Origin of the sequence: Aneurinibacillus thermoaerophilus (assembly GCF_900099925.1) — a bacterium.
Classification (GTDB): Bacteria; Bacillota; Bacilli; order Aneurinibacillales; family Aneurinibacillaceae; genus Aneurinibacillus; species Aneurinibacillus thermoaerophilus.
This window is the reverse complement of sequence record NZ_FNDE01000015.1, coordinates 57,068-76,519: the sequence shown is the minus strand read 5'-3', so window position 1 is coordinate 76,519 and position 19,452 is coordinate 57,068. Positions and strand designations below refer to the sequence as shown.

Genomic DNA, 19,452 nt, shown 5'->3' with positions numbered 1-19,452 from the left:
AACGTTATACATCGCAAACCTGTCCGGTTTGCGGGGCGAAAAAGAACGTGCGTGGGCGTATGTATCGCTGTTCGTGCGGCTATACCCAACATCGGGACATTCACGGTGCGGCGAATCTACTGTCCAAAGTGTTGTATGAAAATCAGATTCAGTCCTTGCCGTTTGAAATTCAGAAACCCACGTATCTACGGATCGCCTAAGCGAGAAGTAGTAGATGGTTTGTTCCGACCCACGCCCGTAAGGGTGTGTTGCTGAATGATTCCCCTCGCAGACGGCACGTGTCTGTGAGATCAGCGACAACCCGCTGATCGCCTGTTCTATCGAGGTGGATAGTTCAGAAACCCCCACTTCAACCTATGGTAAATGGGGGAGGTTCATCATTATTCCGGAAAAAAAAGCTTGTCCAAATGGGGATATATTTGTGATATACTACGTGATATACAAAGTATATATCACTTCTGTAGAAAGGGGTGGGTAGGGAATGAAGGTACGTGCATTACCCATCTTTTTATCCGTTTTAGTGAGCAGCTTGCTGTTATTTGGGGGTTGGTATGTCTTTCAAAATCAATTTGTGAAAAAACCAATCTCCAATGAAATTGCAGCAATGCAAAGCGTAAAGCTAAACAACATTACTGTCGGCCGTGATGCCATTACCCTTAATGTTTCGTTTAATGATCCGGAGAAGTTTGCCGAAGATTATAAAACGATAAAGAAAATTGCATCGGATAAGGCAAACGGAAAAACGGTAAAAATAGAATGTTATTCTCCAAATATTTCCTTGCAGAAGATTTGGGAGGAGAACGCTTTTGCCGTTGCGGAGGCGATGGAACTTCACACATATTCAAAAATTCCCATCGCGCTTGAAGAAATGAAAAAAAAGCATCGTTTAAAGAATGCAACTTCTTATATGGACGAGCAGAATGTGTACATTTATTTGAATGACGGCAAAGGTCCGTATTATGCGGTATTGCCGCGCGAGCGAGAGGTGAGCCGGAATGGTTAAAGAGATCATCATCGGTGCGGTACCGGTTATCATCGTGTTTCTTGTATTTCTTGGTATCAATGTAGCTCCGTTAATTATTGTAGCGATGGTTATTAGTTTTATTGCGTTTCTGATAATGAGACAAGGCGGCATGCCTATTGCACAGAAGAAAAGCGCGCTGGATACGCCAAAAACGACAGTAAAATTTAAGCAAATCGGCGGACAGGAGCGCGCGAAGAAAGAGTTGATGGAGGCGCTTGATTTCCTGATTCACAAAGATGCGTTAAAAGAATACGGAATTCGTCCGCTGAAAGGCATACTTTTGACCGGACCTCCAGGCACCGGGAAAACGTTGATGGCCAAAGCGGCAGCGAATTATACGAACTCTGCGTTCGTCGCGGCTTCCGGCTCCCAGTTCGTTGAAATGTACGTCGGAGTCGGCGCGCAGCGCATTCGCGATTTGTTTAAAGAGGCAAAGCAAAAAGCCGAAAAGAATAATCAGGACAGCGCGATTATTTTTATCGACGAGATTGACGTGCTGGGCGGGAAACGCGAAGGGAACCAGCATCGCGAATATGACCAGACGCTTAACCAGTTATTAACAGAGATGGATGGTATTACGACTTCTGAAAATCCACGCATTCTGATGATTGCGGCTACCAACCGGGTGGACATGCTAGATGACGCGCTTTTGCGCCCGGGACGTTTCGACCGGCAAATTGTAGTCGATCTTCCGGATATGAAAGCGCGTAAGCAAATTCTCGAGATTCATGTGAAAAATAAGCCGCTCGCAGACGATGTGGATATTGAAGCGATCGCACGCGATACGTTTAATTTTTCCGGTGCTCAGTTAGAAAGTGTAACCAATGAAGCGGCGATTTATGCATTCCGTGAGAAAAGCAAAGTAATTACGCAGCGTCACTTTGCTCAGGCAATTGATAAGGTAATGATGGGTGAACAGACGGACAGAGAATCAACTGCGGAAGAACGGGAACGTGTGGCCAACCATGAGCTCGGACATGCGATTGTCTCCGAAGTTGTTCGTCCGTTATCCGTGTCCCAGGTATCTCTGCGTCCGCGCGGCCAAGCGCTGGGATATGTGCGCCAAAGTCCGCAGCAGGATCGCTACCTGTACACCTTGGAGAACCTTGAACAACAGATTATGATTGCGCTCGGTGGCGCGGTGGCGGAAGAGATGATTTACGGCGGCCGTAGCACCGGTTCCCGTAACGATTTTGAACAGGCGCTTCGTTTGGTGAACACAATTATTGACAGTGGCTTGTCGGAGCTTGGCATTGTAAAAATGGAGATGGTCAGCAAAGAGGCGCTGCATGAAGAGCGTCAGCGCATCTTGAATGATTTATTAGAGCGTACGCGCCAAATTTTGAGCGATTATTTCCCGGTCTTTTCTCATGCGCTACATCATTTACTGCGCGAGGAAGTGCTTAACGGTGATCAATTTCGCGCGATGCTCGAAGAAGCGCGCGCCTTGCCGAAACAAAATAAAATCGAGGAATTGGAGGCTCACCGCCTTAAGGCATAGAACAAAGAAGAAAGGCTAATTCAATCGGATTAGCCTTTTTTCTTTGCTGGTTCAGATGTTTTACGGGTCAGCCTGCTGTGACACAAAACGGTTGTTTCTGCTACATGAGCAGGAAAAGAAGAAATGAGTAGTGTCTACAAGTCTCTCTTACTACTTGTATTTTTCTGCAAGAGAGTTACAATGAAAAGGTATTGAAAAAATAAAATTGTTGCATATTTTGTTGTGGCAGTAGAGGAGGGTTTATTTATGAAAGTAGCGAAGCGCGTGGCGCAAATTACGCCATCTAAGACGCTCGCCATCACCGCTAAAGCGAAGGAATTGCGGAGTCAGGGGTATGACGTGGTTGGCTTGGGAGCAGGCGAACCGGATTTTAATACACCAAAGCATATTATCGATGCTGCTGTACAGGCGATGGAAGAAGGACAGACGAAATATACGGCCGCTGCCGGCATTCCAGAGTTGAAAAAAGCAATTTGTGAAAAGTTAAAACGCGATAATCATCTTACATACAAACCATCACAAATTGTCGTATGCAATGGTGCAAAGCATGCTTTATATAACTTATTTCAAGCAATTGTTGACCCGGGCGACGAAGTTATTGTCCCGATTCCATACTGGGTGAGCTATCCGGAAATGATTACGCTTGCTGATGGGGTTCCGGTATTCGTAGAAGGAAAAGAGGAAAATGAATTTAAAATTACGCCGGAACAGTTGCGCCAGGCGATCACAGATAAAACGCGCGCAGTTATTCTTAACTCTCCGAGCAACCCGACCGGAAGCGTTTATGCTCGCGAGGAACTGGAGGCGCTCGCGCAAGTATGCATTGAAAAGAAAATTCTCATCGTATCCGATGAAATATACGAAAAACTTATTTATGACGGAGAAGAACATGTAAGTATTGCAAGCCTGAGTCCGGAAGCGTATGAGCTGACGATTGTGATCAATGGTATGTCTAAACCGTATTCCATGACCGGCTGGCGCATCGGTTATGCCGCAGGAAACGAAGAAATCATCAAAGCGATGGCGAATCTCTCCAGCCACAGTACATCCAATCCGACAACATTTGCGCAGTATGGTGCATTAGCAGCGCTCACAGGAACGCAGGAGCCGCTTGAAATGATGAAAGCGGAGTTTGACAAGCGCCGCAAAGCGGTTGTCAAACTGATGAACGAAATCGACGGCATTCATTGTGTGGAGCCGAAAGGCGCTTTTTATCTTTTTGCGAACGTAAGCGAAGCCATGAGAAAAGGCGGATATAACGATGTGGACGAATGGGCGCAGGCGTTGCTTGAAAAAGAGTACGTAGCCCTTATTCCGGGTTCCGGTTTTGGCGCGCCGAATCATATCCGTATTTCTTATGCCACTTCTTTGGAGCAATTGGAAAAAGGCATTGCCCGCATCAAAAAATTTGTAGAAGGCAGGTAAGCAAAAAGCTCGGAGCCGACTGTTACGGCAGTCTCCGGGCTTTTTTTGAGAAAAAAAGCGGCGGGCAGAAAACCCTCCGCTTTTGGATTTATAGCAGTTTGAATGAAGTTTTAATTTGGGCGTACATATCATTTAACATATCGGAAATTTCTGTTACTTCCTGATCGCCCACAAAAAGCGTTTCAGATGGAAACAAGGCTGCATACACTGTGCTGTCCCGTTTGGCCAATTTTAAATAAAGGGACTCGTTATAGTCTTCGCTATTCCATACTTTCTCGGGAATTTTTACAATTTCTAATAATTCAAATGAGTGCTTGGTATCCGAAAAAATGACAGCCGGAAATCCATCCCAGTTTTTATCCGTTTGTTCTGTGCGATACTTTCCTTCCCATGAAGCAGGCATATGAAGCGAAAAGCCCATCTCTTCATTGGTGTATACGTTTTTCTCTTTTGCTTCTTCAGCGGAAACGACAGAGACCGGAGTAGTCTGTTGCCCGGTTGGTTGAGATGAGGGAATGTCATCTGCGCGCACGTCCGGTTGTATGATGGCAAGGGCGCTTGCCGTACCGAGCACGCAAATCCCTAGCATGAAGGCCAACAGCTTCGTAGAAAGTTTCATCGCTGCATCTCCTACTTTCTAAATGAAATGTCAAATGTCACTTAACTTTTACCACCGGTTTATTGTTTTCATGCTGCATTTCCCCTTTTTCTGCGCTATACTTTCTCTGGAAATACTTATGATATAGTTATTGTAACAGGTTATTTTTATTTTTTCCTCCGCCTTAAGGCCGAGAGAATAAAGGAAATTCTTACGGCAAAGGAGGAAAGACAGCGTCTTTTGAACCGACTCTACCCATAAGCGAAAAACAAAACTTTTGCAAGACTAAACTTGTCGCGCCAGTCCTGCTATAATCGTTCATACATGAGAGGTGGATTTCAATGAGTGATGTCATAGCGAGGATGCTTGCGGCTGGTACGACTTCGCTTTCCAATCTGGTTTTGCAAAATTACCGGAAGCTCGGTCTTTCTGATGAGGAGATGATGCTAGTTATTCATCTCCTTGGCTTTAAGGCAGAAGGTAAACCATTTCCGACGATTGGTGAACTAGAGGAGAGAATGTCCGCTGACGCCTCAGTCATTATCAAAATGCTGCAGCGTCTGGTGCAACAGGGATATCTTTCAATTGAGGAAACGGTCGATCCTGTAACTGGGGTGCGTTCTGAATGGTACTGTTTTACGCCTTTATATAAAAAAATTGCCGCCTGTCTAGAGAAAGGACAGACAGATAGAGAAAAGCAAGAACGCAGAGATATTAAAAATTTGTACGCGATTTTCGAAGAGGAATTTGGGCGGCCCCTGTCGCCGATTGAATGCGAGAATTTGGCGATGTGGCTTGATCAGGATGGGTATAGTGAAGCGCTTATTATGGCGGCGCTTCGAGAAGCGGTTATTTCCGGCAAACTGTTTTTCCGTTATATTGACCGGATTTTATTTGAATGGCACCGTAACAACATACGGACGCCACAGCAGGCGCGCGAGTACAGCCTTAAGTTCCGCAAGCACCAGCATCGCGGCGAACGTTCTGGAACTGTTTTACAACAAGGTATATCGGGGGCGACCGCGGACGCGTTGCCGCAGGAATTTTCTTTTTACAACTGGTTGGAAGAAGAAAATGATTCATAGATGAGAGCGGTTAATTAACGATGATTTTCCACTGATTTTTATTTAGTAAAGAACGGTCGATGTCATACATATTTGGAAACGATGTGGGAGGCGGACGAATGAGCAACCTGGATGATTTGTTTTTATATACAAATCCGACGCGGCGTGACGTGAAAAATATTTATCGTGAGGAAAAATATGCACGGGGCATTCTGTTGAAAAATGGTGATATGATCGTCTGGAACGGTGATATTATGCATACAAAAGTGATGCCGTTTATTACCGAAACAGGTGTTCATTTTAGCCTGTTCAATGATAAGCTGGAGATTTGCTGGCAGTTCGAATCATGGGCGGAGATTCAGAGGCGACTGGTAGCAGCTAAGCCGTATTTTGACAACTTAGAGTTTCCGGAAGATGGGCGGATTGTGATTGATACGCGCTATTATACACATACTGATGTGTCGTTTCCGGAAATCCGTTATTATCAATTGTTTGAAGAAGGTTTTGAATTAGCGCCGTTAGAATAGAGAAATGTAAAAACCCGGAATTCATCGACCGAGTGGTCTTACCCCTGTCAAGTAGACAGTGTTAAAAAAGCCTATATTTTTATGCGTCCATTTTTTCCCGATATTCGATCGGCGACAGATAGCCGAGTTTTTTCTGGAACCGTTCACTGTTGTAAAAAGTCATATATTGCCCAATGGCTTGATGAAGTTCGTCCATTGACGTACACTTATCCATGTACAACTTTTCTGTTTTGAGATGCGAAAAGAACGATTCGATGCAGGCGTTGTCTAGGCAGTTTCCTTTGCGAGAGTGGCTGCCCACCATGCCCCACTGCTCGATTCGTCTGTTGTACGAACGAGACGTGTATTGGAATCCTTGATCGGAGTGGATCATGGTTCCAGTCACGTTTCTTTTTCTTTTTGCTTTATCCAATGTATCCAGGACAAGCTTGAGGTCATTTCGTTCGGAAATATGATAGGCAACAATTTCGTTACTATATAAATCCTGTATGGCAGACAAGTAAAGAAACTGGTTTTGGAAAGGAAGATACGTAATGTCGGTTACCCATTTTTGATTTGGTGCTTCTGCCTTAAACTGGCGTGCAAGAAGGTTTGGGTACACTACGGATGGTTGTTTGCCAAAGAAACGTCTCTTCTTACGGATCACCGACCGAAGGTCGAGATCTTTCATTAAGCGGTAGACACGTTTGTGATTGACATCGTATCCTTCTTTTCGTAAAGCAACGGTCATACGTGGATAGCCATAAAACGGACATATGGTATATATGGCTATGATGTGCGCCTTGAGCTCCTCTTCTAACTGTTTACGTCTCGCTTTATGTTCCCCTGGTTTCAGCCATTTATGGTATCCCTGACGGGATACCTTTGCAATCTCAAGCAACCAACATAAACGGTAGGTAGAGCGCAGGGTATGGATGATTTCAAATCGCTTCTCTTTTGGAATCACTCCTTGTGTAGATTTGGATATCGCTTTTTTAGGTAATCACGCTCCGCTTTCACATACGCCAGTTCTTCCTCTACACTTTTAAACTTCGTCTTTGGTCGTCCTTTTCTCCAGGCTGTTGATTCCCCTCTTTTATCTTTAAAATCTTCTCCGTTGCGGTACTTTTTCACCCATCGCTTCACCTGTGTATTGCTTCGAATCTCCAGTCGCTCTGCCACTGCTTGATAACTCATTCCCTCTTCTTCATACAGTCGAACCGCTTCCGCCTTAAGCTCCGGTGTGTAGTGTTGAAACTTCTGTCCCTTTTTAGCCATAAAAAATCCCCTCCAGTTAACAGTGAAAATCCATTGTAACACAGGGCTTTTTTACACTGTCAACCACAAGGGGATAATATCAGAGTTTAGTCAGAATCCGGGTTTTTTCTTTTGCCCGTGGCATGCCCACGAGTTTTTCTCATGAATTAGTTGCCATTGATTGCTTGTTGTCGGCGCATACGAATGGCAGCCTGGGCAGCAGCGATGCGCGCGGCGGGAACACGTGGCAGGAGTGAGGAAATAAAGTTTATGCCAACGTTCTGAAGGAACAGTACAGAATGTTTTTCACTAGTGTGCTCGCCGCACACGCCGATGGGCAGATTTGGTTTACGTTTCCGGCCCTTTGCAATGGCAATTTCAATCAGCTTGCCTACGCCTTCTTCGTCAAGATACACGAACGGATTTTCTGGCAAAATATTGTGATCCAGATAGTGAGCTAGATATTTGCCTTCTGCATCGTCGCGGCTGAATCCGTAAGTAGACTGCGTCAAATCATTTGTGCCGAAGGTAATAAAGTCAGCGTATTCAACCATTTTATCAGCGGTTATGCAAGCGCGCGGCAACTCAATAAACGCTCCGATCGGAATATCGATTCGATCGCGGTAGACGCTGAATACCTGTTCGAGCGTTTCTTCCACGGTTTCGCGTACAGCTTTCATTTCGCGCCAGTCACTTACAAGAGGCACGATAATGTTCGGGTAAACGGTCATGCCTTCCGCTTTCAGTTCAAGCGCCGCTTCCGCAATGGCACGGGTCTGGACTTCGTAAATTTCCGGATACGTGATGCCGATTCGGCAACCACGGTGCCCAAATGAAGGATTCAGTTCGTGCAGCATTTCGATCCGTTGCTGTAGCGCTTCTTTTTCGGCGAGCAGTTCTTCATCACCTGCTAGGCGCGCCCGTTCGATTTCGAGCGCAACGGTTGTCGGATGCGGCAAGAACTCGTGCAGCGGCGGGTCAATGAGACGTATTGTAACTTGCTTGCCTTCCATCGCCCGAAAAATGCCGATGAAATCCGATTTTTGTAGCGGAATCAGTTGCTGTAGCGCTTTTTTACGCTCGCGCGAAGTGCGGGCAAGAATCATCCGAGTAACCCGTGGCAGGCGTTCCGGGTCCATAAACATTAATTCCGTGCGGCAGAGTCCGACTCCTTCAGCGCCCATTTTGCGCGCCAGTTTGGCTTCCTGTGGCGTATTGACGCTGCTGTAGACAGCAAGCGTTTTATATTCATTGGTCCATTCGAGAAGGGTGCAGAATTCTTTCGAGAATTTTGGTGGTACCAGCGGAACTTCCCCGAGGATGACACGCCCGGTGGAGCCGCAGATGGTAATGACGTCACCTTCTTTGAGGATAACGGTTCCGGTGTGAAGCTCGCGCCGTTCCATATCAACGGTAAACGATTCGCAGCCGACGACCGAAGGCGTGCCCAAATCGCGTGCTACAACCGCCGCGTGACTGGTTACGCCGCCGCGCGTTGTCAGCACGCCAGCGCTGGCGAGGATGCCATGAATATCTTCTGGGGTCGTTTCCTGACGGACAAGAATGACAGAATGACCGGTACGGTGCTGCCGCTCCGCTTCTTCCGCATCAAACACAATAATTCCCGTGGCCGCTCCGGAACTGGCATCGAGCCCTTTGCCGATAATGTTAAGTTCGGCATTCGGATCGATTGTGTACTGCATGAGCGGTGCAAGCGATGCTGGGTCAACTCGCATAATGGCTTCTTCACGCGTGATAAGCCCTTCATTTGCCATATCGACTGCGATTTTAATATTTGCTTCGGCGGTTCGTTTGGCGGAACGGGTCTGCAGGATGTACAGCTTGCCTTCTTCTACCGTAAATTCGATATCCTGCACGTCACGATAGTGTTTCTCAAGGTTATAGGCAATTTCTTTGAATTGCTCGAATGTTTCGGGCAGCCGCTCCTGGAGGACGGTTAGCTGCTGTGGTGTGCGGATGCCAGCCACAATATCCTCGCCTTGCGCGTTAAACATGAATTCGCCGAACAGTTCGTTTTCTCCGGTGGAAGGGTGACGGGTAAACGCGATGCCTGTACCGGAGTTTGGCCCCAGATTGCCGAACACCATTTGTTGAATGGTAACGGCCGTTCCAATATATTCCGGAATTTTTTGAATTCGTCGGTAAATCATCGCGCGCTGGTTGTACCAGGAATCGAATACTGCGCCGATGGCGGTGATAAGTTGCTGTTTTGGGTCTTGCGGGAATTTATGTCCTGTTTCTTTGAAAACAATTTCTTTGAAAATGAGAATCAAATCAAGAAGATGGTCGCAGCTTAATTGTGAATCCTGCTCTACGCCTGCCTGTTTTTTTATTCGTTCCAGTTCGTCTTCGAATTGTCTTTCATCCACGCCCAGGACGATGGAGCTAAACATTTGAATAAACCGGCGATAGGAATCATAAGCGAAACGCTTATTTTCCTTATGCGCTGCCAGAGCGGCGACCGTATAATCGTTTAGACCGAGATTGAGGATGGTATCCATCATACCGGGCATGGAAATGGATGAGCCGGAACGGACCGATACGAGCAGCGGGCTACTCGGATGACCGAAGCGCTTGCCTGCTGTTTCTTCAAGCGTATGCAGCGCCCAATAGATTTCCTGTTCAATCTCTGGATGGATGTTTTTTCCTTCCTCATAAAAGCGACGGCAGGCGCTTGTTGTAATGGTGAAACCCGGAGGGACGGGGAGCCCAAGCCCGGTCATTTCGGCCAGATTGGCTCCTTTCCTTCCGAGAAGATCATTCATTGTTGCATTGCCTTCGTGAAACAAGTAGACGTATTTTTTACTCATCATTGTCGCCTTTAAGTGGCGGGCACCTCCGATTCAAGTAGCCAATTTGTACATTTTGCTTCCTTTTTACACTATTATAATTACGTATCATAGCGAATACGCCATGACTTGTGAACAAATATTGACTTTATTTTCAGGCATTTGCTACGATATAAAGCGACGAATTCAAATCGTTCTTTATAAAATAATGCTTATTTTTCAGAAAATTAAAACCTGAGCTTCTTGTCAGCAGAAGGCTTGTCCGATATACATAATTCACTTCGAGACAGACAAAAAAATTCCTGCCAAAAGCGGTGCATGATCGTACAGAAATTCAGGGGAGAGTGAAGGATACGGTGGACATGGTAGTTTCTGTTTCGTGGTTAGCAGAACATTTGCATGATGAAAAGCTGGCGGTGGTGGACTGTCGATTTGTGCTGGGACAGCCAGAGAAAGGAAGGGACGGATATAAAACTGAACACATTCCGGGTGCGATTTATTTCGATCTGGAACAGGATTTATCAGCGCCGAAAGCTGTACACGGTGGACGTCATCCCTGGCCGGATGCGGACGTGTTCGCGACTAAGCTTGGCCAAGTAGGGATAGACAATGATACAGCGATTGTGTTGTACGATGAGCAACAAGGGGTGATGGCTGCTCGTGCATACTGGGTATTGCGCTATGTTGGGCATGAAAAGCTGGCGCTTCTTAACGGCGGATTTCCGGCGTGGAAAGCAGCAGGGTATCCAGTAACCGCGGAAATGCCGAAGCGTAGTTCTGCTACATACGTACCCCGCGTCAGGAAGGATTTGCTTCGCAATGTGGACGATGTGCGTCGCCATGTAAAGGGCGGGCAAGCTCTCTTGGTTGATTCACGAGCACATAACCGTTATACCGGGGAAGTGGAAACGATAGATCCGGTTGGCGGCCATATTCCGGGCGCAGTGAATTATGAGTGGCAGTGTGTTGTTGACGAAACCGGGAAATGGAAGGATGAGAAAGTGTTGCGTGAGCATTTTTCCGAATTGCCACGGGATCGGGAAGTGATTGTCTACTGTGGTTCAGGTGTCACCGCCTGCGCGAATTTGTTTGCGCTTGAACGTTTAGGATACGAAAATGCCAAGCTGTATGCTGGCAGCTGGAGCGATTGGATTTCTTACCCCGACAACCCGGTAGCTACGGGCAACGGATGAAAAATCAGGAGACGGGCACTCTGAGTACAGATCTTTATTCGATTCAAGCGACGCCAATCATCCGAACGAAATCTTCGCTCGGCAATTATAAATAACGATAAGATAAAAAGCTTGCCCTTGACGTTACGTCAGGGGCTATAATTTTTGGTAAGCAAGGAGTTAGAAAGAGATGACATACGAACCATTGATTACGAGTTTGTTTGAAAGGAAAGAAATTTCTGTTGAACGAGAGGGAGAAATCGAATGAGGAACTCGAACAAGTTAGCCAATCCTGAAGCTGTTCAGGGTAAAAGAATGGGTTTGCCCAAATGGGGGGATTTCTGGTCTTTATTAAGTAAGCACAGGCCAGCTCTTTGGATTATAATCGTTGCTGTTGTGCTAGGTCTCGGGGAGACGCTTCTTTCCTTGCTTATTCCTTTGTTTACGATGGATATGGTGAATCAATTGTCAGCAGCAAGTCTGCAAGGAACTACAATTGTTTCAATGATAAGCGTCTTTTTATTTCAGGCGTTGATGTCAGGTTGTTCGATTTACACGATGTCTTATGTCGGTCAATATGTCGTAGCCCGGTTGCGCAGTGAGGTATGGCAACGGGTGCTGAAGCTACCTGTTTCGTTTTTTGACCGCAATACTTCAGGGGAAGTGATGAGCCGGATTACCAACGATACGAATGTCATCAAAGATTTTATTACAGCTCATGTTATTTCCTTCTTTTCCGGACTCCTTTCCATTATCGGAGCCGTCATTTTATTGCTCATGATCGATTGGAAAATCACGCTGTTTATGTTGCTCGCTGTGCCTGTAGCCTTGCTCATTTTATGGCCGATCGGTGCCAGAATGTTCGGGGTTTCCAAGAAGATGCAGGACGAAACCGCGCTGTTTCAAGGGGATCTTGGCCGCGTGTTATCGGAAATTCGCCTTGTCAAAGCGTCTCTGGCAGAACCGCTGGAACGAGAGCGGGGGGATAAGAGAATAACCCATCTGTTTCGTTACGGTTTGAAGGAAGCCAGGATTACGGCAATTTTGTCACCTCTAATGATGAGTATTATGATGCTTCTGCTTGTTATGTTGATCGGCTATGGAGGAGTGCGGGTTGCTGAAGGATCGTTAACCGGCGGTGAATTGGTAGCGATTATTTTGTATATGTTTCAAGTTGTTGTTCCTTTCACGCAACTGGCTTCGTTTTTCACTCAATTCCAGAAAGCGATGGGGGCTTCTGAACGGATCATTGAAATTTTACGGGAAGAACTAGAGGAGTCACACCCGCAGGTGATCGAGCAACCGCTGCGTGAGCAAGCGAGTGATCGGCAAAAGTCGCTCCGGTTTGATACAGTCAGCTTCGGTTATGCTCCGGACAAGTTCATCTTACGTGATTTGTCTATGACGATAGAAGCAGGACAAATGACTGCCTTCGTCGGTCCGAGCGGAGCAGGGAAGACGACGTTGTTCTCGCTGATCGAGAGATTTTATGAGCCGTCAGCAGGAACTATTTTTTATGGTTCTATGCCTCTCTCATCCTTACGTATTCAGGATTGGCGAAGTCGTATTGCGTATGTGTCACAGGAAAGTCCGATGATGGGCGGCACGATCCGCGACAATTTGACGTATGGCCTGGAAGAAGTTGACGAAGCAAAAATGAAAGAAGCGGTGGAACAGGCGAATCTGAGCGCGTTTATCAGCTCGTTGGAGAAGGGATATGACACGGAGGTCGGAGAAAGAGGAGTAAAATTATCGGGTGGGCAACGCCAACGCCTTGCGATTGCCCGGGCGATATTGCGCGACCCGGAAATATTGCTCCTTGATGAGGCAACAGCCCATCTGGACAGTGCTTCTGAGCAGTTGGTGCAGGAAGCGCTACGAGTGTTAATGCAAGGTCGAACCACGCTGGTCATTGCCCACCGTCTATCCACAGTACGCAATGCAGACAAGATCTTTGTTCTTGAAAAAGGAGTGATAACAGGGCATGGTACTCACGATGAACTGTTAGTAACTCACGAATTCTACAGAAAGCTGGTGCAACAGCAATTTGATCAAACCGGATGAACTCCGGTTTTTTTGTTAGAACCTTTTTTCCTGTTGTTCTAAAAAATCTTGAATATCTCGCTCAAGTTCTGCCGTTGTTGCGTACGGCGTATCAAGCTGGAGCATTCGCCGCAAAATCCGCACAGTCGCTGGAGTAAGCGTCAATTCTTCTTCCCAGATTCGCTCCGCCTCTCCTGCTTTGGCTTCATACGTACTGTATAGCATAAACAGCATAAAATGGCCGAGCGCGTATATATCGCTCCGTGGGTGGACTTCGCGTTTCAGCCTTTTTTCCGGCCAGTAATGGTCATTCGTTGTTTCCAGGTAAGAAGGGGAGTCGTCCAGATAGCGGGCAAGTCCGAAATCAAGCAGATATATTCCGTCGTCGTTCCAGATGACATTTGGAATGCGTACGTCACGGTGGATGATTCGCCGTTCGTGCAGGTGTTTTATAAGCGCGAGAAGTTCGAGAATGATTTCCCAAGCTTCACGTTCCCCGAATTTCCGGTTTTCCTCAAATAGCAAATCCTCCAGTGTCTTTCCCTGTATATAGTTCATTACGTAATAAAGCTGTCCGTTTTCTTCAAATGAGTCAAATAAACGGGGCATTCGCGGATGGCGCAGCGCGGCAAGCATATTTATTTCATATTCATACAGCGTTTTGCCTTTAGGACTGTTTAGACGGCTTGGACGCATCTGCTTCAGCACTCTCTTTTCTTTTGCTTTATGGTCAAAGACAAGGTAGGAAATGCCGTAGCTACCCATCCCCAGCACATGAATAATTTCATAGTTGCCTTTAATAACAGCGCCGGACGGGTGTGGCCGATCCAGCCACCATTCTTTGATTCGTTGCCGCCATCGTTTGATTATATTCACTGTTCCATACCCCTTTTTTTGAAGCTTGACTTTTGGAGTTTGTTCAGAGTACTTCGCTTTTCTATCTTGTTTATACGTAAATTAGGATTTACAGGTTTCAATCAGCGCGGAATGCCTGGGAAATATGATACATTTTGCTAGATAAAAACGAAAACTTTTTGCTTTTTCCATGACAAGATTAGACAAAATCTATGGGACGCTATTTGTATAATAAATATAACAATAATAGAAAAAGAAGGAGGGGCTTTGTTGTGTTTCGTAATGAATTTTTGCAAGTTGTCTGGGAGAAGGGGTGGGTTGATGTGCAAGAACTGGCCAGGCTGCTAAATACGACAGAGGATTTAATTGAAGCAGAGGCAGGGGTGTGTGCGGCGCACGGTTGGATTCGTATGCTAGATTCTCTTATCGTGGCAACGCCTGCGAGTTTTTTTATTTTCATGATGCAATTTATTTTGACACTCCACATGGCTGAAGCCGTGGGATTCTTAAGTCATTAGCGTCCACAGTTCGTTTTGGACAATACCAGAACCTCATACCATGACGTTCAAAGGAACATGTGACCTACTACCAGCAGGATGAGCACCGCTCATGGATTTGATTCTATAGGAAATGGTTGCTCTAAGTCATCCCATGAAGGGATGGTTGAGCAGCACCGCCTTTTATTCCACAATTCAAACGGTAGGCTTTTAGACGGCATTTTTGTAAGCATAAAGATAGACGGAAAATTCTATTTTTAGACAGTATGGCCTGTCTCTTTTTCCCCTATTTTTTCATAATATGGAATATAAAGGTGAAGGAAGGAGGGACAGGTCATGGAGATCGACATTACCGCGATTACGGCACTTGGCATGGCGCTAACTCCCGTTGTTGCACAGTACTTAAAAGTTCCTAAAAAATTGCGTTCTTTTCTCACCGTTATATTAATCACACTTTTAAATATGGGGAATGCTTGGTTGTATGGCGATGACAATTTGCTTGCAGCAAGCAAGGAAGGAATCATTGCAGGATTGATGGCGGTTGGGATTTATTCCACGGGCAAAAACGCAATCGAGCAAACACAGCAAAGGCGCAGGAAATTATAATGTGAAGCGGACATAAAACTCCTTTCTAGGTACAGACTACGAATAGTACCGGATGAGAAAGGGGTTTTTTTATGTGGAAATGTCCTTATTGCGGAAGTGAATATGGGATGCCTTATCGAGACAGTAATTTAACGGGAATGCTTTGTCTTGAGGAAAGATGCGGCCGGTTTCATACGATGACGGAGGAAGAAAGCCAGAGGGAAGAAAGGCATGTCTATGAGTCCGATATGTAAGCGTTTGTTGGTATCGTTTGCTAAATCGGGTACAATAGAAAGAAAGCTGAAAGGAGCGAAGATATGAGCAAACTAACGTTCGTAAGTCGCGAGCAAGACGGGCTTAGTATTCACGTATTGCCCACAGAAAAATTTAAAACGACGACCATTCTTATACATATTCAATTGCCGCTGCAAGAGGATCTTGTTACAAAGGGAGCATTATTGCCGAACGTGCTCCAGCGCGGGACAGCAACCTATCCCAATCCAGCCCAACTGCAGCGGCATCTGGATTCATTGTACGGTGCTATTTTTAGTGCGGGTGTTATGAAGCGTGGGGAGAAGCAAATTCTCCAGTTTTACCTTGAAATCGCGAACGAAAAGTTTCTCGCCGATTCCCGACCATTGCTTGAAGACGGCATGCGTTTCCTGGGGGAAGTGTTGACGCGTCCGTTGCTTGAAAACGGAGCATTTACAAAGAAAATAGTGGAGTTGGAAAAAGAAACTCTTGCTAAGCGGATTGAAGGGCTCATCGATGATAAAATGCGGTATGCCAACCAGCGGTTGACGGAAGAGATGTGCAAAGATGAGCCGTATCGGTTGCTGGCATACGGGATTCATGAACAAATCCCGGGAATCACTCCGGAAGATTTGTACGGATTTTACCAAGAGGCGCTTACTTCTTATCCGATTGACATGTATATTATCGGGGACGTGAATCCGGAGGATGCGGTAGGACTTATACGGAACTACATTCCGCTGACCCTTTCCAGGGTGAAGCAGCTTGCGCCGACCCCATACAAAAAAGAGGTACGGGAAGAGCGGATCGTAACAGAAGAAATGAACGTGGTGCAAGGCAAGCTTAATATCGGGATGCGCACTCAGATTAGCTACGCAGATGACAATTATGTGCATTTGATGATGTATAACGGGGTGCTGGGCGGCTTTCCGCACTCCAAGCTGTTTATGAATGTGCGTGAAAAGGCGTCGCTTGCTTACTATGCAGTGTCACAGTTAGAGACACAAAAAGGGCTTTGCATGATTATGTCTGGAATTGAGACAGCGAACTATGATAAAGCGCTTGCCATTATTAAAGAGCAGCTGGAAATGATGAAGCAAGGCGAAATTACGGACGTCGAGCTGAACCAGACGAAAGCGACGCTGTCAAACCAGTTGCGTGAAACCCAGGACAGCGCTTCTGCTATCGCCAGCATGGATTACAGCGGACGTTTGGCGGGACGCCACCGTACGTTAGAAGAGACGCTTGCCGCCATTGAAAGTACGACGAAAGAAGATATTGCGCGCGTAGCACAAAAGGTAGAAATTGATACCATTTATTTTTTACGTGGAAAGGGGGAGACGAAGTAAATGAAAACTCGCCATTATGATCGGTTGAATGAGACAATTTATTATGACCGTTTGGATAACGGTCTTGAGGTTTACATTTTGCCTAAGCAAGGCTTCAGCAAAACGTACGCTACGTTTACAACCCGTTATGGATCGATCGACAATGAATTTCGTGTACCAGGAAAAGAGAGAGTAAAAGTGCCGGATGGCATTGCTCATTTCCTTGAGCACAAAATGTTTGAAGAAAAGGAAGGGGATGTGTTTACAGAATTTGCCGCGCACGGGGCGTCCGCGAATGCGTTCACCAGCTTTGATCGCACAGCCTATTTGTTTTCCAGTACACAGGATGTGTCTCATAATGTGGAGACATTATTGAATTTTGTGCAGAGCCCATATTTTACTGATCAAAGTGTAGAGAAGGAAAAAGGCATCATCGGTCAGGAAATCCGCATGTACGATGACGACCCGGACTGGCGGGTATACTTCGGACTAATATCAAATTATTATCATGACCATCCTGTGAAAATCGATATCGCAGGCACGGTTGAGTCCATTAGCAAAATTACGAAAGAAATGTTGTACGAGTGCTATGAGACGTTTTATCATCCGTCCAACATGCTGCTTTTTATTGTAGGTGCGGTAAACCCGGAGGAAATAATGGAACTTGTGCGACAGAATCAGGCACAAAAAACGTACGGTCAGCAACCTCCGATCGAGCGTTTTTATCCAGAAGAGCCGGAAGGTGTAGCCAAGAAGCGCTCGGTAGTCCATCTTCCGGTTGGCATTGCGAAGTGCTTGTTCGGTTTTAAAGACAAGAGGGCTGGGCTGGAAGGCGAAGCGTTGTTAAAACGGGAAGTGGCGACCGAAATTCTGCTTGATGTGCTCTTTAGCCCAAGTTCGGATTTGTATCAGAAGTTATACGAACAAGGACTGATTAACAGCGGGTTTGGCGCCGATTATTCAGGTGAGACGCAGTACGGATTTTCTATTATTGGGGGCGACACGAAAGATCCGGATGCGCTTGTTTCCATTGTTGAAAGCGAGCTGAACGATGCGCTTGCACGCGGCATTGCCGAAGAGTCTTTTATTCTTTCAAAAAAGAAGAAGACAGGCGAATTTCTTCGTGCGCTGAATTCGGTGGAATTTATCGCTAATTCATTTACAAAATACCGGTTTTCCGGGACGGATTTATTCGCGCGTGCAGACATGCTAGAAACGATGACGCTGGATGATGTAAACGCACGCTTTAGGGAGCATATTGATTTCGAACAGTTTTCTGTATCGATCGTGACATCGCCTGAAAAACAGTAAAATATACGGGAAAGGAAGAACATGATGAAAGAACGCAAGCAGGCGTGCGTGACTGGAGCAAGCCGCGGCATTGGAGCTGCGATTGCCCTTAGACTTGCACGAGCCGGCTGCAATGTTACGCTGCATTATCATTCTTCAGCGCGTGAAGCGGAACAGGTAGCTGAGCAGTGTCGCGCTGAAGGGGTGGAAGTAACGCTTGTGCAGGCAGATTTGACAGCAGTAGATGGAGTTGAACACCTGTTTGATCAGATACTCAAATCACCAGATGTTCTCGTATTGAATGCAGGGCTTAGTTCTTACGGTCTGATTCAGGATGTGACGCCAGATGAGTGGGAGAAGATGATGAATGTGCATGTACGGGCGCCGTTTTTCTGCGCCCGTCTTGCGCTTCCACATATGCTGCGCCAGGGATGGGGACGCATTATTACCATATCTTCTATCTGGGGAATAACGGGCGCAAGTTTTGAAGTGTTGTATTCGACTGCTAAGGGTGCGGTCGTCTCGTTTACGAAGGCGCTGGCGAAAGAAGTGGCGCCTGCAGGGATTACTGTTAACTGCATCGCTCCCGGTATGGTTCGCACGGAAATGATGACGGGTGCGTTCAGCGAAGAAGAGCTTGCGGGGATTGTAGAAGAGATTCCGGCTGGCCGCATGGGCACACCGGAAGAAATCGCCGCGCTTGCCGCGTTTCTTGTCGGCGATGAAGCTGGGTATATCAACGGTCAGGTTATTAGCCCGAACGGGGCATGGTATTGCTAAAATGAAAGGAGCTATGCATAAAACTGTCCCAAGCTGTGCATCTTAAACGTGAAGGGCAAATATGCCCTTGTATACGCAAAACGAAGGAGGAAGACGATATGTCAGTCTTGGAAAACTTTCAGGATTGGAAAACGTTTTTGGCGCAACGCGTGACCCAGGCGGCAAGTGCTGGAATGGAAAAACAAACAATGGAAAATATAGCATATCAAATCGGCGAATATCTTTCCAATCATGTTGACCCGAAAAACGAACAAGAACGCCTCCTGAAAGAGTTGTGGGATGCCGGTACGGAAGAGCAGCGTCATGCGATGGCGGGCGCTATGATTAATTATGTACAGAACAGGAAGCAATAACGTATTTTTTATCTTAATCCCCTCTTCGTTGAGGGGATTTTCTATTTCTATCTGTTTTTTATTCATTTGCTGTTTTTTGTGTTGGAAGAATTTTATTTTTTAGTGTAGAATA

General features: G+C 46.2%; 18 protein-coding genes. 14 read left to right on the top strand and 4 right to left on the bottom strand.

What is annotated here, in order from left to right; translation table 11 throughout:
* The 4 genes from BLR88_RS09555 to BLR88_RS09540 all read left to right on the top strand — a co-directional run.
* Positions 1–200, top strand: a 200-nt coding sequence (locus BLR88_RS09555) for a zinc ribbon domain-containing protein (protein WP_139184954.1), incomplete at its 5' end; no start/stop codon positions are given.
* Between the two features lie 281 nt (positions 201–481).
* Positions 482–1,003, top strand: a complete 522-nt coding sequence (locus tag BLR88_RS09550; protein ID WP_057899258.1) for a hypothetical protein — start codon at positions 482–484, stop codon at positions 1,001–1,003.
* Positions 996–2,525, top strand: coding sequence for an AAA family ATPase (locus BLR88_RS09545; RefSeq protein WP_057899257.1), 1,530 nt, complete (start codon positions 996–998; stop codon positions 2,523–2,525). Before BLR88_RS09550 ends, BLR88_RS09545 begins: the two co-directional genes overlap by 8 nt.
* 246 nt (positions 2,526–2,771) lie before the next feature.
* Entirely contained in the window at positions 2,772–3,950 is a 1,179-nt protein-coding gene (locus BLR88_RS09540) for a pyridoxal phosphate-dependent aminotransferase (RefSeq protein WP_057899256.1), read from the top strand.
* A gap of 88 nt (positions 3,951–4,038) precedes the next feature.
* Here the strand turns inward: BLR88_RS09540 and BLR88_RS09535 are convergent, their stop codons facing one another.
* Complete coding sequence (locus BLR88_RS09535) at positions 4,039–4,569, bottom strand: hypothetical protein (RefSeq protein ID WP_057899255.1); 531 nt, start codon at positions 4,567–4,569, stop codon at positions 4,039–4,041.
* A gap of 320 nt (positions 4,570–4,889) precedes the next feature.
* Here BLR88_RS09535 and BLR88_RS09530 point away from each other — a divergent pair, with 320 nt between their 5' ends.
* Positions 4,890–5,633, top strand: a complete 744-nt coding sequence (locus BLR88_RS09530; RefSeq protein ID WP_057899254.1) for a DnaD domain-containing protein — start codon at positions 4,890–4,892, stop codon at positions 5,631–5,633.
* Positions 5,634–5,731: 98 nt separating this feature from the next.
* A complete protein-coding gene (locus BLR88_RS09525; protein ID WP_057899253.1) occupies positions 5,732–6,139 on the top strand; it encodes a hypothetical protein in 408 nt (135 codons plus the stop codon).
* Between the two features lie 79 nt (positions 6,140–6,218).
* On the opposite strand, the gene BLR88_RS09520 is transcribed toward BLR88_RS09525, so the two are convergent.
* Both BLR88_RS09520 and ppdK read right to left on the bottom strand, forming a co-directional pair.
* A protein-coding gene (locus BLR88_RS09520; protein WP_409359893.1) for an IS3 family transposase occupies positions 6,219–7,396 on the bottom strand; the annotation gives its coding sequence in 2 pieces (ribosomal slippage) (positions 6,219–7,120 and positions 7,120–7,396; 1,179 coding nt in all).
* 146 nt (positions 7,397–7,542) lie between these two features.
* Complete coding sequence (ppdK, locus tag BLR88_RS09515) at positions 7,543–10,209, bottom strand: pyruvate, phosphate dikinase (protein WP_091260535.1); 2,667 nt, start codon at positions 10,207–10,209, stop codon at positions 7,543–7,545.
* Positions 10,210–10,499: 290 nt separating this feature from the next.
* Between ppdK and BLR88_RS09510 the strand changes: the two genes are divergently transcribed.
* Together BLR88_RS09510 and BLR88_RS09505 are read left to right on the top strand one after the other, a co-directional pair.
* Positions 10,500–11,378: a sulfurtransferase gene (locus tag BLR88_RS09510; protein WP_322787664.1), complete on the top strand. Its 879-nt coding sequence runs from the start codon at positions 10,500–10,502 to the stop codon at positions 11,376–11,378.
* A gap of 243 nt (positions 11,379–11,621) precedes the next feature.
* Positions 11,622–13,421 carry an ABC transporter ATP-binding protein gene (locus BLR88_RS09505; RefSeq protein ID WP_281423724.1) on the top strand — a complete coding sequence of 600 codons (1,800 nt, stop codon included), beginning with the start codon at positions 11,622–11,624 and terminating at the stop codon, positions 13,419–13,421.
* A 15-nt stretch (positions 13,422–13,436) separates the two neighbouring features.
* Here BLR88_RS09505 and BLR88_RS09500 read toward each other — a convergent pair whose 3' ends face one another.
* Positions 13,437–14,276: a serine/threonine protein kinase gene (locus tag BLR88_RS09500; protein WP_082706040.1), complete on the bottom strand. Its 840-nt coding sequence runs from the start codon at positions 14,274–14,276 to the stop codon at positions 13,437–13,439.
* Between the two features lie 251 nt (positions 14,277–14,527).
* On the opposite strand from BLR88_RS09500, the gene BLR88_RS09495 reads away from it, so the two are divergent.
* The 6 genes from BLR88_RS09495 (at position 14,528) to BLR88_RS09470 (ending at position 19,340) form a co-directional block, all read left to right on the top strand.
* Positions 14,528–14,773: a hypothetical protein gene (locus tag BLR88_RS09495; protein WP_091260534.1), complete on the top strand. Its 246-nt coding sequence runs from the start codon at positions 14,528–14,530 to the stop codon at positions 14,771–14,773.
* Positions 14,774–15,088: 315 nt separating this feature from the next.
* On the top strand, positions 15,089–15,358 hold the full coding sequence (locus BLR88_RS09490; protein WP_091260533.1) for a hypothetical protein: 270 nt from the start codon (positions 15,089–15,091) through the stop codon (positions 15,356–15,358).
* Positions 15,359–15,654: 296 nt separating this feature from the next.
* Positions 15,655–16,938: an EF-P 5-aminopentanol modification-associated protein YfmF gene (gene yfmF / locus BLR88_RS09485; RefSeq protein WP_057899247.1), complete on the top strand. Its 1,284-nt coding sequence runs from the start codon at positions 15,655–15,657 to the stop codon at positions 16,936–16,938.
* Positions 16,939–18,228, top strand: coding sequence for an EF-P 5-aminopentanol modification-associated protein YfmH (gene yfmH / locus BLR88_RS09480; protein WP_091260532.1), 1,290 nt, complete (start codon positions 16,939–16,941; stop codon positions 18,226–18,228).
* A gap of 24 nt (positions 18,229–18,252) precedes the next feature.
* Positions 18,253–18,987 carry an elongation factor P 5-aminopentanone reductase gene (ymfI, locus tag BLR88_RS09475; protein WP_091260530.1) on the top strand — a complete coding sequence of 245 codons (735 nt, stop codon included), beginning with the start codon at positions 18,253–18,255 and terminating at the stop codon, positions 18,985–18,987.
* A 98-nt stretch (positions 18,988–19,085) separates the two neighbouring features.
* Positions 19,086–19,340, top strand: a complete 255-nt coding sequence (locus BLR88_RS09470; protein WP_057899244.1) for a DUF3243 domain-containing protein — start codon at positions 19,086–19,088, stop codon at positions 19,338–19,340.
* Positions 19,341–19,452: the final 112 nt, after the last annotated feature.

Bases quoted from the DNA above. Each gene is read 5' to 3' on its own strand.
- BLR88_RS09550 (WP_057899258.1), top strand. From the start codon at position 482: ATGAAGGTACGTGCATTACCCATCTTTTTATCCGTTTTAGTGAGCAGC.
- BLR88_RS09545 (WP_057899257.1), top strand. From the start codon at position 996: ATGGTTAAAGAGATCATCATCGGTGCGGTACCGGTTATCATCGTGTTT.
- BLR88_RS09540 (WP_057899256.1), top strand. From the start codon at position 2,772: ATGAAAGTAGCGAAGCGCGTGGCGCAAATTACGCCATCTAAGACGCTC.
- BLR88_RS09535 (WP_057899255.1), bottom strand. From the start codon at position 4,569: ATGAAACTTTCTACGAAGCTGTTGGCCTTCATGCTAGGGATTTGCGTG.
- BLR88_RS09530 (WP_057899254.1), top strand. From the start codon at position 4,890: ATGAGTGATGTCATAGCGAGGATGCTTGCGGCTGGTACGACTTCGCTT.
- BLR88_RS09525 (WP_057899253.1), top strand. From the start codon at position 5,732: ATGAGCAACCTGGATGATTTGTTTTTATATACAAATCCGACGCGGCGT.
- ppdK (WP_091260535.1), bottom strand. From the start codon at position 10,209: ATGATGAGTAAAAAATACGTCTACTTGTTTCACGAAGGCAATGCAACA.
- BLR88_RS09505 (WP_281423724.1), top strand. From the start codon at position 11,622: ATGAGGAACTCGAACAAGTTAGCCAATCCTGAAGCTGTTCAGGGTAAA.
- BLR88_RS09490 (WP_091260533.1), top strand. From the start codon at position 15,089: ATGGAGATCGACATTACCGCGATTACGGCACTTGGCATGGCGCTAACT.
- yfmF (WP_057899247.1), top strand. From the start codon at position 15,655: ATGAGCAAACTAACGTTCGTAAGTCGCGAGCAAGACGGGCTTAGTATT.
- yfmH (WP_091260532.1), top strand. From the start codon at position 16,939: ATGAAAACTCGCCATTATGATCGGTTGAATGAGACAATTTATTATGAC.
- ymfI (WP_091260530.1), top strand. From the start codon at position 18,253: ATGAAAGAACGCAAGCAGGCGTGCGTGACTGGAGCAAGCCGCGGCATT.
- BLR88_RS09470 (WP_057899244.1), top strand. From the start codon at position 19,086: ATGTCAGTCTTGGAAAACTTTCAGGATTGGAAAACGTTTTTGGCGCAA.